Origin of the sequence: Sorangium aterium (genome assembly GCF_028368935.1) — a bacterium.
Taxonomy (GTDB): domain Bacteria; phylum Myxococcota_A; class Polyangia; order Polyangiales; family Polyangiaceae; genus Sorangium; species Sorangium atrum.
Genome location: NZ_JAQNDK010000004.1, coordinates 35,217 through 51,799 on the forward strand (window position 1 = coordinate 35,217; position 16,583 = coordinate 51,799).

Genomic DNA, 16,583 nt, shown 5'->3' on the forward strand with positions numbered 1-16,583 from the left:
CAACGGAGGCGGGCCGGGCTGGAGAGGGTGTTTTGCATCCTGAGTCCGGAACCCTCACCCCACGCATCACACGACGGAGAAGGAAAAGTGGCACGCGAGTACAGCCTGGAACGGACGCGCAACATCGGGATCATGGCCCACATCGATGCGGGCAAGACCACGGTCACCGAGCGCATCCTTTATTACTCGGGTGTCAACTACAAGATCGGCGAGGTCCACGAGGGCGCAGCCACGATGGACTGGATGGTCCAGGAGCAGGAGCGCGGCATCACCATCACGTCCGCCGCGACGAACTGCTTCTGGGCGCCGGAGCAGGGCCCCGAGAAGGGCGTCTCTCACCGGATCAACATCATCGACACGCCCGGTCACGTCGACTTCACCATCGAGGTCGAGCGGAGCCTCCGCGTGCTCGACGGCGCGGTGGCGGTGTTCGACGGCGGCAACGGCGTCGAGCCGCAGAGCGAGACGGTGTGGCGGCAGGCGGACAAGTACGGCGTCCCGCGCATCGCGTTCATCAACAAGATGGACAAGGTCGGCGCCGACTTCGACATGTGCGTCGACTCCATCCGCGAGCGCCTCGGCGCGAACCCGGTGGCGATCCACTACCCGCTCGGCGCGGAGGACTCGTTCCGCGGCGTGATCGACCTCGTGACCCTGCGGGCCGCCGTGTTCGACGAGGAGACGAAGGGCCAGCGCTACGACTGGCAGGAGATCCCGGGCGACCTGCTGCCGCGGTGCAAGGAGCTCCGCGAGAAGCTCATCGAGGCGTGCGCCGACGCGAGCGACAAGGTGATGGAGAAGTTCATCGCCGGTGAGGTCGACCAGATCACCGAGCAGGAGATCCACGCGGCCATCCGCGCGGGCACCCTCGGCTTCAAGATCGTCCCGGTCCTGTGCGGCTCTGCGTTCAAGAACAAGGGGGTCCAGCTCCTGCTCGACAGCGTCGTGAACTACCTGCCGTCGCCGGTCGACATCCCGGCCGTCGAGGGGACGCTGCCCGACAAGAAGGACAAGGTCGTCTCGCGCAAGGCGAGCGATGAAGAGCCGTTCGCGGCGCTGGCGTTCAAGGTCATGAACGACCAGTTCGGCAACCTCACCTTCTTCCGTGTCTACTCCGGCACGACGAAGAGCGGCGTCAGCGTGCTCAACTCGACGCGCGGCAAGCGGGAGCGCTTCGGGCGCATCCTCCGCATGCACGCGAACAAGCGCGAGGAGATCGACGTCTGCTACGCGGGCAACATCTACGCTGCCGTGGGGCTCCGCGACACCCGCACCGGGGACACTCTCTGCGAGGAGAAGAACCCGATCGTGCTGGAGCGGATGGAGTTCCCCGACCCCGTGATCTCGATCGCCATCGAGCCGAAGACCAAGGCCGATCTCGACAAGCTCGGGCTCAGCCTGCAGAAGCTCGCCTACGAGGATCCCTCGTTCCGCACCTTCACGAACGAGGACACGGGTCAGACGATCATCGCCGGGATGGGCGAGCTCCACCTCGAGATCATCGTCGACCGCCTGAAGCGCGAGTTCAAGGTCGACGCCAACGTCGGCAAGCCCGAGGTCGCCTACAAGGAGACCATCTCGAAGAAGGCGACCGACGTGGAGGGGCGCTTCGTCCGGCAGTCGGGCGGACACGGCCAGTTCGGTCACGTGAGGATCGACATCGAGCCCGCCGAGCGCGGCGCGGGCTTCGTGTTCGAGAACGACATCGTCGGCGGCATCATCCCGAAGGAGTTCATCCCCTCGATCGAGAAGGGCATCCGGGACGCGATGGGCCGCGGCGTGCTCGCGGGCTACCCCGTCGTCGACATCAAGGTGCGGCTCCACTTCGGCAGCTACCACGAGGTCGACTCCTCCGGGCCCGCGTTCGAGGTCGCCGCGTCCATGGCCTTCCAGGACGGCGCCAAGAAGGCGGGGCTCGTGCTCCTCGAGCCGATGATGGCCGTCGAGGTCGTGTCGCCCGAGAACTACCTCGGGGACGTCATCGGAGACCTCAACTCGCGGCGTGGCCGCATCCTCGATATGGGGCAACGCGCGAACACCCGGGTGATCCGCGCGGAGGTCCCGCTCTCAACCATGTTCGGTTACGCGACCGACGTCCGTTCCAAGACGCAAGGCCGCGCGACCCATTCGATGCAGTTCTCTCATTACGCACCGGTTCCAGCAGCGATCCAGGAAGAGATCGTCGCCAAGCAGCGAGGTTAAAAAGACGCCATGGCCAAGGAGAAATTCACTCGTACGAAGCCGCACGTGAACGTGGGCACCATCGGTCACATCGACCACGGCAAGACCACGCTCACGGCGGCGCTCGTCAAGGTGCAGTCGAAGCGCAACCTGGCGAAGGCGATCTCGTACGCCGACATCGCGAAGGGCGGGACGGTCCGTGACGAGACCAAGACGGTGACCATCGCGGCGGCGCACGTCGAGTACGAGTCGGCGAACCGCCACTACGCGCACGTCGACTGCCCCGGGCACGCCGACTACATCAAGAACATGATCACCGGCGCGGCGCAGATGGACGGGGCGATCCTCGTCGTGTCGTCGCTCGACAGCGTGATGCCGCAGACGCGCGAGCACGTGCTGCTCGCCCGGCAGGTCGGCCTGAACCACATCGTCGTGTTCCTCAACAAGTGCGACGCGGTGGACGACCCGGAGATGCTCGACCTGGTCGAGATGGAGGTCCGCGAGCTGCTGTCGAAGTACAAGTTCGACGGCGACAACGCGCCGGTGGTCCGGGGCGCGTCGCTGCCGGCGCTGCAGGGCGACCCGAAGTGGGAGGAGACGATCCAGCAGCTCCTCAGCGCGCTGGACAGCTACATCCCCGAGCCGGTGCGCGACATCGACAAGCCGTTCCTGATGGCGATCGAGGACGTGTTCTCGATCAAGGGCCGCGGCACGGTGGCCACGGGCCGCATCGAGCGCGGCGTGATCAAGGTCGGCGACGAGGTGCAGATCATCGGCTTCAAGGACACGAAGAAGTCGGTCGTGACCGGCGTCGAGATGTTCCGCAAGCTGCTCGATCAGGGGCAGGCGGGCGACAACGTCGGGTGTCTGCTCCGCGGCGTGGAGAAGGAAGAGATCGAGCGCGGCCAGGTGCTGGCGAAGCCCGGGTCGATCACGCCGCACACGAAGTTCACCGGTGAGGTGTACGTCCTCAAGAAGGAGGAGGGCGGGCGCCACACGCCGTTCTTCACCAACTACCGGCCGCAGTTCTACATCCGGACGACGGACGTGACCGGCACGGTGAACCTCCCCGAGGGGGTGAAGATGGTGATGCCGGGCGACAACATCACGATGACGATCGAGCTCATCGCGCCGGTCGCGCTGGAGGAGCAGATGCGCTTCGCCATCCGCGAGGGCGGCAAGACGGTGGGCGCCGGCGTCGTCACCAAGATCCTCGCGTAGGAAGAGCACCATGCCTGATACAACCAAGATCCGGATTCGCCTCAAGGCCTTCGACCACCAGCTGCTCGACAAGTCGACGAGCGATATCGTCGAGACGGCGAAGCGGACCGGGGCGCACGTCGCGGGGCCCATCCCGCTGCCCACCGAGATCCGCCGCTACACGGTTCTTCGGGGGCCCCACGTCGACAAGAAGTCGCGCGAGCAGTTCGAGATCCGGACGCACAAGCGGCTTCTCGACATCATCGAGCCGACTCAGCAGACCCTCGACGCGCTGATGAAGCTCGACCTTTCGGCCGGCGTCGACGTCGAGATCAAGAGCTAGGAGTCCAGGTACCATGAAGGTTACCGTTTACAACCTCAAGCGGGAGCAGGTCGGCGAACTCGACCTCTCGGACGAGGTCTTCGGGACCGAGGTGAAAGAGCACCTCTTCTATGAGGTCGTGAAGGCGCAGCTCGCGTCCCGCCGCTCGGGCACCAAGGCCACCAAGGAGCGGAGCGCGGTCGCCGGCTCCACGAAGAAGCTCTATCGCCAGAAGGGCACCGGCCGCGCTCGCCAGGGCTCGATCCGCGCGCCGCACCACGCGGGCGGCGGCATGGCGCACGCCCTGGAGCCGAAGGACTGGTCGTACCGTCCGCCGCGCAAGGTGCGGATCGGCGCCCTGAAGAGCGCTCTCTCGCTCTTCGCGAAGGAGGGGCGGCTCATCGTGCTCGACAGCCTGGAGGTCTCCGAGATCAAGACCAAGGCGATCGCTGCCACGCTGACGACCCTGCAGGCGGACCGGAAGTCGCTGGTCGTCGACACGGCCGGCAACGAGAAGCTGGTGAAGAGCCTCCGCAACCTGGAGAACCACCAGTACCTGCCGCCGGAAGGGGTCAACGTCTACGACCTCCTCAGGCACGACCACCTCATCGTCTCGAGGGACGCCGCCAAGGCGCTCGAGGCGCGTTGCCTTCGCTAGTCAGGGGAGTCCGACATGCAGCCCGAGCAGATCATCCGCCGGCCAATCATCCTCACGGAGAAGTCGAGCCGGCTCCGCGACCAAGGCAACAAGGTCATCTTTGAGGTCCGCCGCGAGGCGAACAAGATCCAGATCAAGGACGCCATCCAGACGCTCTTCAAGGTGGGCGTCGTGGACGTCAACACGCTGATCATGCGCGGCAAGGACAAGCGCATGGGGCGCGGCTACGCGAAGCTGCGCAATTGGAAGAAGGCGATCGTCACCCTCAAGGAGGGTGACGAGATCCAGTTCTTCGACGAGAAGGCGGAATAGCGATGGGAATCAGATCCTTCAAGCCGACCTCGCCGGCGCGGCGTTACTACTCGGTCAGCGACTTCAAGGAGATCACGAAGGTCGAGCCCGAGCGGTCGCTGCTGGAGCAGCAGACGTCCACCGGCGGCCGGAACAACAACGGCCGGATCACGTCGCGGTTCCGCGGCGGTGGTCACAAGCAGCGCTACCGGATCATCGATTTCCGGCGCGACAAGATCGGCGTCCCGGCGAAGGTCGCCGCCATCGAGTACGACCCGAACCGGACGGCGCGCATCGCGCTCCTTCACTACGTGGACGGCGAGAAGCGCTACATCCTGGCGCCCGACGGCCTCGCGGTCGGGGCGACGCTGCTCGCGAGCCGGAACGCGGACATCAAGCCTGGCAACAGCCTGACGCTCCGCTACATCCCGCCCGGCACCTCGATCCACAACGTCGAGGTCAAGAAGGGCAAGGGCGGTCAGCTCGTGCGCTCGGCCGGCGTGGCCGCGCAGCTCATGGCGAAGGACGGCGACTATGCGCAGGTCCGCCTCCCGAGCGGTGAGATCCGCAAGGTGCACCTCGATTGCCGCGCCACGATCGGGCAGGTGTCGAACTCCGAGCACGCGAACATCAGCCTCGGCAAGGCGGGGCGCTCGCGCTGGCTCGGGCGCCGGCCGCACAACCGCGGTGTCACGATGAACCCCGTCGATCACCCGATGGGCGGCGGTGAGGGCCGGACGAGCGGCGGGCGCCACCCGTGCTCGCCGTGGGGTCAGCTCTCCAAGGGCCTCAAGACGCGGAACAACAAGCGCACCGACGGCATGATCGTCCGGCGGCGCGGGACCAAGGGTTAGTCATGCCGAGGAGCATTAAGAAAGGGCCCTTCATTGACGGTCACCTGCTGGAGAAGATCCAGGCGGCCCAGGCGACCAATGCCAAGAAGGTGATCAAGACGTGGTCGCGCCGCTCGACGATCCTGCCCGAGTCGGTCGGCCTGACCTTCGCCGTGCACAACGGGAGGAAGTTCGTTCCCGTGTTCGTGACGGAGAACATGGTCGGCCACAAGCTGGGTGAGTTCGCCCCGACGCGCACGTTCCACGGCCACTCCGGGGACAAGAAGGCCAAGGTCGCCAAGGGCGGCCCGGGCGGTCGCTGATCGCTCCGCGTCAACCGCGAGCGCATCGACATGAAGCGGGCAGGGTCGCAGCAGCGACCCTGCCCGTTCCTTTTTGCGCAGCTACGGCCTGACGGCGTCCGCGTCGCTGCGCGGGGCTCACCCGTACAGGAGACGGGTCCAGATCGGCGTTTTCGGCACGGAGGCGTACTCCCGTACGCCGAGTACCGAAAACGTCGAGATGGGCCCGTCTCCGCAGCGGGTGAGCCCCGCGCGTTAGAATTGGCCGCGTAGACCGGTGAAACCGGGGCCGACGAGCAGCTGCGTCGAGGCCGTGGCGCTCTGCGAGCCGCCGGCGCCGCCTCCGGTGAAGCTCAGGATGAGCAGGGTCGTGCCCGTGACGAGCCCGAGCGCGCCGACCACGACGCCGATGTTCGCGACCGTCTTCTGGGTCTTGCCGGCGTCGACGTCGTCCTGGCGATCGGCGGGGCAGGGGCCCCTGCAGGTCTCGGTGAGATCGCTGTAGGTGCTGTTCGCCATCAGCCCGGCGACGGTGAACATCGCGAGCCCCGCCACACCCACGCCGCCAGCGGCGTAGGCGTAAGGCCGCAGGTACGCACGCGGCGAGGGCGCCTCCGAAAAGGGCGGGCTCGGGCCCTCGTCGAGGAGCGCCGGAGAGCCGGAGACGGCCTCGGTCGGGCCGCTCGGCTCGGCGTCGAGCACGACGGTCTTCGCTTCCCCCGCCGAGAGATCGAGGGTCTGCGGCGTCGAGGTGAGCTTCGTGCGCAGGACGATCTCGGTCTTGCCGGGCTTGACCGGGAACGGCTTGCCCCACCGCTCGCGCGGGACGTCCTTGCCGGCCACCGCGAGCGAGGTCGCCGCGTCCGGATGCGCGACAGTGACCGTGACGAGGGCGATCTTGCGCGCGATCTCGTCGCGCTCCAGCTGCGCCGTCTGCTCCGTCTGGGCATAGCGCGGCTCGTCCTTCGCCCGGGACGCGGCCTCCGCCGCGACCTGATCGAACTCGAGGTACGCCTCGATGTGATCGCCCAGATCCGCGAGGCAGCGCGCGATGTAGAGGTGGGAGTTCGGGCTCGGCACGGTGGCGTACGAGGCCCGGAACTGCTCGAGCGCCAGCGCATAGCGCTTGCTCTCGTAGAGGGCAGCGCCCTTCTTGAAGTGGTTCTGCGCCTTCTCCACCGCGTCCGGCGCGGGCGTCGCCGCGGCGCCGTCCGCGCCGGCCGCGGGCCCGGGGAGCGTGCACAAGCACACGCAAGATGCCGCACCGAAGAGCAGCGCACGGAGCCAGGGTCGAGATCGCACGGTGTTCAGATACCCGATGGGTTGTACTTCTTCTTGGGGCTGGGTTTGCCGGTCGTCGCTGGCTTGGGCGCAGGCTTCGCCGGCGTGGACGTCGTCCGGGGGCGCGTGGTCGACGGTGGGCGCGACGCCTGCGGTGCGGCGACGGGCTGCGCCGCCGCGGCCGCGGGCGCCTTGACCGTCGGGGGAGGCGTCGGCTCCGCCGCGGGAGGCGTCGGCGAGGGCGCCGGTGCTGCCTCGGGAGGCGTCGCCGACGCCTCGGGAGCGGGCGGCGACGCCGGCTGCGCCGTCTGAGGCTCCACCGGCGAAACGGGCCGAGCTGGGACGGCCTCCGCGGCGGCCGCGGTGGCGGTGGTGTCGGGCGCCGTGGCCGCGGGCAACGCATCGACGCGCGCCTTGCCGACCTCCGGACGCGAGCGCTCGTCGCCGCCGCGCACGACCAGCGCGACGGCCCCGAGCGCCACGCAGAACATCGCCGCGCCGGCCACGATCAGCTGGAGCCGCTTGCGTCGCTGCCCGGTCTCGAACGATCGGTCGACCGCCGTGACCTCGCCGACGTCGTTGGCGAGGCTCCGCGAGCCGCGCCTCGCGAGGCGTTCGCTGAGCGCCGCGGCCCGGGACGCGGGAGGATCCGCCGCCGCGAGCACCTTCGTGGCGGGCACGCCGGCCGCCGGGAGGATCCGCTTGGCGGATGGGCCGAGCGGCTTGCCCTCCCGGGCGGCGGGCCGCGGGCTCACCGGCTCGGCCGGCTCGCCGTCGGGCTGCAGCGCGGGCGCGATGATGAGCCGCGGCGGCGCCTCGGCGGGCTGCGCCGGCGCGGCGATCTCTTCGAACGAGATCGGCTCCAGGCTGACCGGCGGCTCCTCCTCCGCGATCGGTGATGCGGCCCCTCTGCTGGACGCCGGACCGGCGCCAGCCGGCGCCTGTGCCGCAGGGGGAGGCGCGGCGGCGGGACCGCCCTCGTGCGAGCCCGCGCCGACGTCGGCCAGCGCAGCGTGGCCCTCCAGAGAGGCCCCGGGCCGGCGCTCCGAGTTCACGGCGGCGCCTGCGTCGACGGCCGCGATCGCGTCGCGGAGCTCCTGCGCGCGCTTCGACTGGATCTCGCCGATCGCCTGCCGCACGAAGGCCGCCACGTCCTCGTCGGTCGTGGGCTCGCCGAGCGTCGACGCGACCTGATCGATGGCCCGCTGCATCTCCGCGCACGTCGAGAAGCGGCTCTCGGGGTCCTTCTCGAGCGCCTTGAGGATGATCCTGTCGAGCTCGGGGTGGATCGCGCCGTTCAGCTCCCGCGGGGGGAGCGGGTTCTTGATGGTGATGTTCTCGATGGTCGCGAGGTCGGTCTCGGCGCGGAAGGGGTGCAGCCCCGTCGTGAGCACGTACAGCAGCGCGCCGAGCGAGAAGATATCGCTCCGGCGATCGATGGGGAGCCCGCCGAGCTGCTCCGGCGAGAGGTACGGCGTCTTCCCCTTGACGATGCCGCCGGCGCGCGTGACGTGCAGGCGCCCCTTGGACTTCGCCACGCCGAAGTCGACGATCTTCACGAACCCGGCGGTCGAGATGAGCACGTTCGCCGGCGAGATGTCCCGGTGGACGAGGTCGAGCAGCACGCCGCTGTCGTCGCGGAGCTCGTGCGCGTTGTGGAGCCCCGCGCAGATCTGCGAGGCGATGCGGAGCACGATCCGCTGCGGGATGCCGCCGAGCCGCTTCGCGGCCTTCTGCAGCGTGCCCGCCGTCTCGCCGTCGACCCACTCCATCACGATGTAGAGGACGTCGTCCTCCTCGCCGAGGTCGAGGATCTCGACCACGTTGGGGTGCCTGATCCGCGCCGCGACCCGCGCCTCGTCGAGGAACATCGACTCGAAGTCGGGGTCGTCGGAGACGTCGGGCAGCATCGTCTTGATGGCGACGATCTTCCTGAAGCCGCGGGTGCCCTGCAGGCGCGCGGCCCAGACGGCCGCCATGCCGCCCTTGGCGACCGGCATGAGGATCTCGTAGCGGCCGAGGGTGCTCCCCGGGCCCAGCTGGTCCACGGCCGACGCCACGCGACCCCACAGCTTCGTCTGGCCCTGGACTCCGGTCGGCGTGGGGATCGTCCTGGTGGAGGTCGATGCCGGACCGTTGCCGCGCGCGCTCTCCTGCGTCGCAGGCGCCCCGCCCGGAAGCGCGGCCGCCACGGGCGGGGGCGGCGGGGTCTTCGCGGGGACAGGGATCGCAGGCGCGGTGGCCGACGCGGGCGCAACGGGGGGCAGCGGCTGAGAAGGCTCGGGCGACGCAGCCGGCGCGGGCGCCGCCGGCGGGAGGGGCGCCGACGGTGTCACCGGCGCGCGGCTCATCGTCTTCGCCGGCGGCGGCGGGGGCGTGGCGGCCGCGCGTGGCGCCGGCGTCACGGCGGGCACCACGGGCGTGCGGCGCGTGGCAGCGGCCGGCGGCCCCAGCGGCGGCACAGGTACCCGAGGCGTCGGAGGGCTCGGCGCGAGCGCTGGCCCGACAGCCGCGGGCGCTGCAGCGGCGACCTTGCCGTGCGCCTCGGGCTGCGCCGGCGACGCCGCGCGAGCCGGCGGCGGCGGGCGTGGCGGCCTCGGGGACGGCCCCCCCGGGGCCGGCGCCGGCGGCTTCGGGACCGTCCCCTCGGCCGGCGTCGGCGTCGCCCGCGCCGCGAGGGCGTCGCCCGGATCGCCCGGGCGCGGCGCGGCCGGTCGCGCGGGCGGCTGCTCCTTCGCCGTGGTCGCCCCCGTCGCAGCGGCGCGCTCGGGGCTCGCACCGGCGGCGGCGCGGTCCTCCGTGCCCTGGCCCGACAGCTCGATCCGCGGAAGGGTCGCTGCGGGACGCCGCGGCCCGGGCAGGTCGCGGGCCGGGACGTCCTCCACCGAGCCCCACTCGGTGTCGATGCTGGCGTGCGCCGCATCGGCGCCCGCAGGCCCGGCGCCGTTCGACGCGCCTGCGCCGACCGCCGGCTTGGCCGCCAGGCCGTTCTTCGGCGCGGCGGCGTCCTTCGCCGCCGTCGGGCGAACCTGGCTCGTGGCGAGCGCGCCCGCCGCGGCCACCGGCGGCGCGCCCGGTGTCGCGCCGCGCGCGCGCGGCGTCGGCGCGGTGATGGCCTGGCGCGGGCCGTCGCCGCGGGGGGAGAGCGCGCCGTCGGCCGCGGGGATCGCCACGCCCACCAGCGTCATGCCCCGCGCGCGCGGCGGCGGCCGCGACCCGTCCGCGCCGGCGGGGCTCGCCATGGCCGCCGCGATCATCGTCCTGCGCGGCTCGATCGTCTTGCCGGCCAGCCTGCTCACCGCCGCCGCCACGTCCTCGTCCCCGGCGATCCGCCCCGCTCCCGCGGCCTCCAGCGCCGCGAGCATCGCCGAGGCGCTCTCGAAGCGGCGCGCCGGATCGCGCTCCAGCGCCGTCTGGACGACATCGACGACCTCGGCCGGGACGGCGCCCCCGGCGAGCCCCGCGAGCGGCGGGATCGGCGCCGACTGCACCTTCTGGATGACCGCGGCCTCCAGCTTCGACGAGAACAGCCGCTGCCGCGCGAGCAGCTCCCAGAGGATCACGCCGACCGAGAAGAGATCCGCGCGCGGATCGAGCGGGGCCTCCGCGTGCGCTGCCATCGCCTTGACCCGCTCGGGCGCGGCATAGGCGAGCCGATCGGGGTTCCTCGTCCCCATGGGCGCGAGCCCCGCGATCGCCCGCGCGACGCCGAGCCCGCCGACCCGGGTGACGCCGTCGATGCCGACGGAGACGTGGGTCGGGTTCAGCTCGCCGTGAACGAGCGGCGCCGGCTGGGCCGCGTGCGCGGACGCGAGCGCGCGCAGCGCGTCGATCGCGATCCGGAGGGACACCGGCGGCGGCAGCCCCTCGGCGCCGGCCGCCGACACCAGCGCGCCCAGCGGCTCGCCCTCCACGTACTCCGAGACGATGAAGACCTCGCCGTCGGCGGTGCGGGCGTCCAGCACCGAGAGCACGTTGGGGAAGCGGACCTGCTGCGCCATCCCGGCCTCGCGGAGGATGCTGTCGGCGGTCTCGGCCTTCTTCGTGAGGTGCCGGTAGATGCGCAGGATCGTGACCGGCGGCGCGCTCTTCGCCTCGCCCTCGTCGGAGGACGCCCGCGCGAGCCACGTGGAGCCGATGCCGCCACCGGAGAGCTCTCTCAGCAGCTCATAGTTGCCGAGTCGCGAAGCAGAGCCCGCACCGGGCGGCCTGTCGAGCGCCATGGGTCTCGCATGCTATCAGGACGTCAGAAGCTGGATCCAGCGTTCACGGCCGACGACTCGGCGAGTTTGGGCGTGTCCGGAGCGCCCTGTCAGGTGCGCCTCGCATGGGATCCAAGCGGGCGCTGGACGGTCGGGCCAGCGCCGCGCGTGCGGCAAAGCGCCACGGCCCGCGAGATCTGGCCGGCGTGTGGGCGCTCCGCGCGCGGCCGGACACACGCCCGCGACGAGCCGCAGGGCCGCGTGGAGAGGACGCTCCTCGCAGGGCGCGCCACCGCAGCGCGATCACGTCCGGAGCGAGGGGCGCGGGCCCCGCCGCTCACACACAGGTGCCGGGGTGTGGGGAGCTCGGTGCGGGCCGTCCAGGCTCGGCGAGCTCAGGGGCGCGACACGCTGGACACGCGGAGCGCGACGGGGTGAACGGTCAGCGTCACGAACCTGGTTCGGCGCTCGTGGCTCGAGAAGGCGCTCGCGGCCACGGGGATCCCGTGCCGGAGCGCCACGGCGACGTGGGGGCCCGGATCGACCCGGATCGCCCGCGACGGCTGCGCCACCTCGCCGTCGAGCAGCAAGGTCACGCCGTCGGTCGCGCCGACGAGGTTCAGCACGATCCTCGGCATCCGTCCCTCGAGGTCCTCGAGGCGCGCGTCGATCTCGGCGAGCACCGCCGGCGACGCCTTCCGCGCGTCCGCGTCCGCGCCGAGGATCGCGCGCGCGTTGTGGTACGTCCGCTCGGCCGTGCGCAGCCGGCCGAGCCGCTCGTGGCAGAGGCCGATGTGGTACGTCACGTTCGCCGTCGGCCGCCGGCGGGCGATTGCCTCGAACCTGTCGAGCGCGTCGGCCCAGCGCCCCGCGATCTCGAGCGACAATCCCTGCGCGAACTGGAGCCTCAGCGCGCGCGTCGCGCTGTCGTCCTGAGCGTGCAGCCAGGATGGCGAGAGCAGCGCCCAGCAAACGAGCCCGAGCGCAGCGGCGCGCCGCCAGCGGCGTCGGCGAAGAGCGGTGATCGGTGCGGCGCTGGTCATCAGAACCCGGGGCTCGTGATGCGGCGTCGAGATGGCCCGCGCGGCGCTTGCCAGCGCGGGGGCTTGTCCTCGGAGGCCGATCCGAGCTCGTCGCTGCCCGGGTCCTTCGAGGCGCGCTCCGGCGAGCCCGGCGCGCGGTCGTGGCTCGCCGCGTTCCGTAGCGGCGCGCCGCTGCGCGTCGCCTCGGGCGCGCCGGCGCCGCGCCGCCAGGCGGCGCCGCTGTCGGCGAAGGCCGTGGCCAGCACGGGGCGCAGGCTCTCGCGCGCCGCGCTCTCGGGCCCCGCGTCCGCCTGCTCCCGCAGCGCGGCCGAGCAGAGCGTCGCCGCGAGCGCCGCCGCGCCCGCGAGCCGGATCGCCAGGATCGTCCTTGCGCGGCGCGCCGCGTCCTGCGGGGCGGCGGCGCCCTGCGTGCGCCCGATCGTCGTCGCCTCCCGCCATCCAGGCGCCCGCGGCGCCCGGGTCCAGAGCCGCTCGAGCGCGCGAACGGCGAGCCTCGGGGGCGCGGCGAGCGCGCCGGGGGCTCGCGTCATCTCCCCGGGCCGCGAGCCAGAGGCCGGCGGCGAGAGGACCACGATCGGCGCGGGCGCGCTCGCGCCGAGATCGTCGAGCGCGGCCTTTAGATCCGCGCGCAGCGAGGCCGCGTCCGGGTAGCGCCGCGCCGGGTCCTTCTCGAGGCATCGGCCGGCGATCTTGCGGAGGCGCGGCGGGATCGAGGCCGGCAGCGGCGCGGGCTCGGTCTCGAGGATGCGCCGGAGGACCGCGTGGTGGTTGCCTCCCGTGAACGGCTGCGCGCCGCTGAGCGCCTCGTAGAGCATGACGCCCACGGCCCAGAGATCGGCGCGCGCGTCGATGGTGCGCTTGCCGAGCGCCTGCTCCGGGCTCATGTACGAGGGCGTCCCGAGCAGCTGTCCGTCGATGGTGATGGCGTCGCCCGCGCCCGTGAGCTGGCTGATGCCGAAGTCGACGATCTTCGGCACGATCCCCTCGCCGGGGACCGTCGCCATCATGATGTTCTCCGGCTTGATGTCGCGGTGGACGACGCCCTCGGCGTGGGCGGCGGAGAGCCCGCAGCACACCTCGATGAGGACGGGCACCACCTCCTCGGGCGGCAGCGGCCGGTTCGGCTGGAGGCGGTCAGCGAACGGCGAGCCCCGCAGGAGCTCCAGGGCCAGGAACAGGTAGCCCTCGTCCTGGAGCTGGCCGGCGTCGACGACGCCGACGATGTTCCGGTGCTGGAACTTGCCGATGATCTTCGCCTCCCGGATGAACCGCCCGACGACCTGCTCGTCCCGGAGCGCCGGGGACAGCTTGAGCGCCACGTCCCGGCCGATGAGCTCGTGGCGCGCCCACCACACGCTCGACATCCCACCCGCGCCGATCTGCCGGATCAGCCGGAAGCGACCTCCTGCAACGTCCCCGGCATGAAGCATGTGCCCCCTTCGCCCATCGCGCGTGAGAAGCCTTCACGCCGATCGAGCGACGAGACCGAAAAGCACGAGCAAGGCCACCGGGTCGGCCGCCCGCCGTCGGCGTCGAACGGGCCCCGGAGGCGGGGCCGCTCGTCAGGGGCGATAGCGCTCCAGGATGTCGTTCGAGAGCTTCACGCCGAGCTCCTGGTAGCCGCGGAAGGTCAGGTGGACGCCGTCGCGCGACGCGCGCGGCGGGCGCTCGCGGTACCAGGCCTCGATCGAGCCCCTTCCGCCCATCGCCTCGTACGTGTCCCAGAACGCGCAGCCGCCCTCGCGCGCGGCGTCGCGCAGGACGTCTCGGACGACGGGCGTGCGCTCCGGCGCGTCCCTCCGGTCCGTCGGCGCGAGCACCAGGCAGTCGACGTCGGGCTCCACCCTGCGGGCGCGGGCGAGCAGCTCGGCGAGCTGCTTCGCGTAGAGGGACGGATCCGCGGTGACGTCGCCCGCTTCGTTCGTGCCGTACTCGATCACGACGAGCTCCGGCGAGCGCCGCGCGAGCTCGGCGGCCCAGCCGAGCTCGCTCCACCGGAGCGGCGTCGCCAGGCGGGCGCCGTTGATGCCGAGCGTGTCGAGCACCACCCCGGCCCCGGCCTCCGGATCGCGCTCGACGACCAGCCCGCACAGCTCGGCCCCGCCCGACGGCGCGACGCCGAGCTTCACCGCGCCCGCGCTCGCCAGCCGCGCGTGCTGCAGCGCGCCGGGGGCCTCGCCCGCGGCCGCGCGGAGCACCTCGCTCGGGCCGCCCTCGATCGTCACCGCGACCTCGTCGCTCGGCGCGCTCGGGCGGAAGCACACGTCCCAGAGCAGCCGCGCGGGGGGCCGCGCCGAGGTGAGCGCGATCTCCGCGCGCACCGGGGCCGTCTGCGCGCCGAAGAGGATGCCCCCGAGCCCGAAGACGCCGTCGTCGGCCGGCGCGGAGCCGCCCGGCGACTTCGGGCGGGTCCGCCACTTGCCGTCGGCCGTGAGCCGCGCGCCGTCGTGGCGGTAGGCGGCATAGCCGAGGTGCACGAAGCCGAGCCCGCCGTCGCCGAAGCGCCGCTGCAGGGCGGCGCGGACCGCGCCGCTCCAGAAGTCCGCTGCGGCGTGCGAGTCGCCGAGCCAGGCGATGCGCACGTGATCCCGGCGGCGACCCTGCTCGAGCGCGCGGAGCGCCGCGAAGAAGTGGGCGTACACCCCGTCCTCGGGGCGCAGCAGATCCAGCTCCGGCGGGCGCGCCGGCGCGGCCTCCGCGGGGCGCGGCGCGGCTGTCTCCGGGGCGGGGGCCTCTGCGAGGCGCGGCGCGGGCGCTGGCGCGGGCGGCGCGGATCCCACCTCGGGCGCGGGCGGCGCGACGTGCTCGCGCGTCGCGCTGCAGCCGAGCGCAGCGGTCGCGAGCAGCGCCGCGAGCAGCGCCGCGAGGGCGCGCCGCGACGCCCCGGTGAAGGGCCGCGCCGGCGCGGGCCGCTGCGGGGTGCTGCAGGGCGCCGCGCGGCGCTCCGGGATCTCCGCGCGGGCTGCGGAGCGGGCTGCGCCGCTCACGACAGCGGATCCTCGACGTCGAGCTCGGCGTCCGCGCTGACCTCGATCTCCTGGCGCTCGCGCCGCTCGCGGACGCGCTCCTGGACGGCGCCGACGAGCACGTCGACGTACGACTCGAAGGGCGGGCACGCGATCCCTGCGGCCGTGAGCACGAGATCCGCGTTCCGGGCGTCGTAGCGCACGGGGGTCATCAGCTGCTCGACGAACGCGCGCGGGCTGCGGACGAAGCGCTCGATCCCGGGCGTACGGAGCAGCGCCTTGGCGAGGTTCGACGGGATGTGACCGCGCGCTGCGCGGCGGCCGCTCGCCCGCGCGATGAGATCGAAGACCCGCCGCGCCGACAGCGGGTGCGGGTCGGCGATGTGGAGCGTGCGACCCAGCGCGAGGCGGTTCAGGCCGATCGCGTGGGACGCGCGGACGACGTGATCGATCGGGACGATGTTGAGCGGCACGTCGCCGCGGCCGGGCATCGGGATCGCCATGTCGGCCGGCGCCGCCATGATGAGCAGCACCAGGAGGTACAGGCCGTCGAGCCGGTCGATCTCCCCGGTCGTCGCGTCGCCCACCACCGTGGTCGGCCGGACGACCGCCGCCGGCACGTGGCGCATCGCCCGCCGCACGAGCACCTCCGCGCGCATCCGCGTCTCCTCGACGGGGTTGCGGAACGCCTGGCCGGCCTCGAGATCGTCCTCGTACACCGTCCCCGTCCGGTCCCCTGCGACGAACGCGGTCGATTGATGGACGAGGCACTGGAGCGAGGTGCAGGCGCGAGCGAGCTCGATCACCTCGGCCGTCCCGACGACGTTCACGGCGTGGGCGGTGCTCTGGTCGGCCCCGGCGTGGCCCACGTGCGCGAGGTGATGGATCCGGTCGACCTCGCGGGCCAGCTGCCGGAACTCGGCGCCCGACAGCCCGAGATCCATCGCCGCGACGTCCCCCTCGAGCAGCACGAGGCGCTCGCGGTCCGCCGCCGGCAGCGCGTCGCGCTCCGCGCTCGCCTGCGCTGACGACTTCGCGAGCACGACGGCGACCACGAGCGTGCGCGGCTCCGACGCGAGGATGTGCTGCAGCATCTTCCGCGCGATGAACTTGGGGAAGCCGGTGATGAGCACCACGCTGTCGTAGCCGGGGCGAGGCATCGGCTGGAGCTTACCGCAGCGGTGCGCCTGCTCCGCAGCTTTCCGCTGACGCCGCCTCGCACAAGCGCAGGGGTGATGCGGGCAGCTGCCACGCCGCGCGCCGCTGTCCGGCCGGGGCGTGCACCCGCGGCTGCAGCCAAGGGC

Annotated in this window: 13 protein-coding genes; 7 read left to right on the top strand and 6 right to left on the bottom strand. The window is 72.2% G+C overall.

Going from position 1 to position 16,583, the window contains the following annotated elements; all coding sequences use genetic code 11:
- Positions 1-87: 87 nt before the first annotated feature.
- From fusA to rpsS, 7 genes are read left to right on the top strand one after another with little or no spacing between them, the layout of a single operon-like run.
- Positions 88-2,202 (top strand): elongation factor G, encoded by a 2,115-nt coding sequence (gene fusA / locus POL72_RS31515; protein WP_272100102.1) that lies wholly within the window; start codon positions 88-90, stop codon positions 2,200-2,202.
- A gap of 9 nt (positions 2,203-2,211) precedes the next feature.
- Entirely contained in the window at positions 2,212-3,402 is a 1,191-nt protein-coding gene (gene tuf, locus POL72_RS31520; RefSeq protein ID WP_012233037.1) for an elongation factor Tu, read from the top strand.
- Positions 3,403-3,412: 10 nt separating this feature from the next.
- Entirely contained in the window at positions 3,413-3,724 is a 312-nt protein-coding gene (rpsJ, locus tag POL72_RS31525) for a 30S ribosomal protein S10 (protein WP_272100105.1), read from the top strand.
- A gap of 13 nt (positions 3,725-3,737) precedes the next feature.
- Entirely contained in the window at positions 3,738-4,361 is a 624-nt protein-coding gene (gene rplD, locus POL72_RS31530) for a 50S ribosomal protein L4 (protein ID WP_272100107.1), read from the top strand.
- A gap of 15 nt (positions 4,362-4,376) precedes the next feature.
- The gene (locus POL72_RS31535) at positions 4,377-4,673 is read left to right on the top strand and encodes a 50S ribosomal protein L23 (RefSeq protein WP_012233478.1); all 297 of its coding nucleotides are present in this window, start codon (positions 4,377-4,379) and stop codon (positions 4,671-4,673) included.
- A gap of 2 nt (positions 4,674-4,675) precedes the next feature.
- Positions 4,676-5,506, top strand: coding sequence for a 50S ribosomal protein L2 (rplB, locus tag POL72_RS31540; RefSeq protein WP_272100109.1), 831 nt, complete (start codon positions 4,676-4,678; stop codon positions 5,504-5,506).
- A 2-nt stretch (positions 5,507-5,508) separates the two neighbouring features.
- Positions 5,509-5,808, top strand: a complete 300-nt coding sequence (gene rpsS / locus POL72_RS31545; protein ID WP_012233480.1) for a 30S ribosomal protein S19 — start codon at positions 5,509-5,511, stop codon at positions 5,806-5,808.
- A 234-nt stretch (positions 5,809-6,042) separates the two neighbouring features.
- Here the strand turns inward: rpsS and POL72_RS31550 are convergent, their stop codons facing one another.
- From POL72_RS31550 to POL72_RS31575, 6 genes are all read right to left on the bottom strand, one after another.
- Positions 6,043-7,038 (bottom strand): tetratricopeptide repeat protein, encoded by a 996-nt coding sequence (locus POL72_RS31550; RefSeq protein WP_272100111.1) that lies wholly within the window; start codon positions 7,036-7,038, stop codon positions 6,043-6,045.
- Positions 7,039-7,094: 56 nt separating this feature from the next.
- Entirely contained in the window at positions 7,095-11,291 is a 4,197-nt protein-coding gene (locus tag POL72_RS31555) for a protein kinase domain-containing protein (RefSeq protein ID WP_272100113.1), read from the bottom strand.
- 374 nt (positions 11,292-11,665) lie between these two features.
- Entirely contained in the window at positions 11,666-12,313 is a 648-nt protein-coding gene (locus tag POL72_RS31560) for a tetratricopeptide repeat protein (RefSeq protein WP_272100115.1), read from the bottom strand.
- Positions 12,313-13,743 (bottom strand): serine/threonine-protein kinase, encoded by a 1,431-nt coding sequence (locus tag POL72_RS31565; protein WP_272100117.1) that lies wholly within the window; start codon positions 13,741-13,743, stop codon positions 12,313-12,315. The genes POL72_RS31560 and POL72_RS31565 overlap by 1 nt, the downstream gene beginning before the upstream one ends.
- Before the next feature lie 132 nt (positions 13,744-13,875).
- Positions 13,876-15,300, bottom strand: a complete 1,425-nt coding sequence (locus POL72_RS51005; protein ID WP_272100119.1) for a GDSL-type esterase/lipase family protein — start codon at positions 15,298-15,300, stop codon at positions 13,876-13,878.
- Positions 15,297-16,439: an SDR family oxidoreductase gene (locus POL72_RS31575; protein WP_272100121.1), complete on the bottom strand. Its 1,143-nt coding sequence runs from the start codon at positions 16,437-16,439 to the stop codon at positions 15,297-15,299. Before POL72_RS31575 ends, POL72_RS51005 begins: the two co-directional genes overlap by 4 nt.
- Positions 16,440-16,583 lie beyond the last annotated feature (144 nt).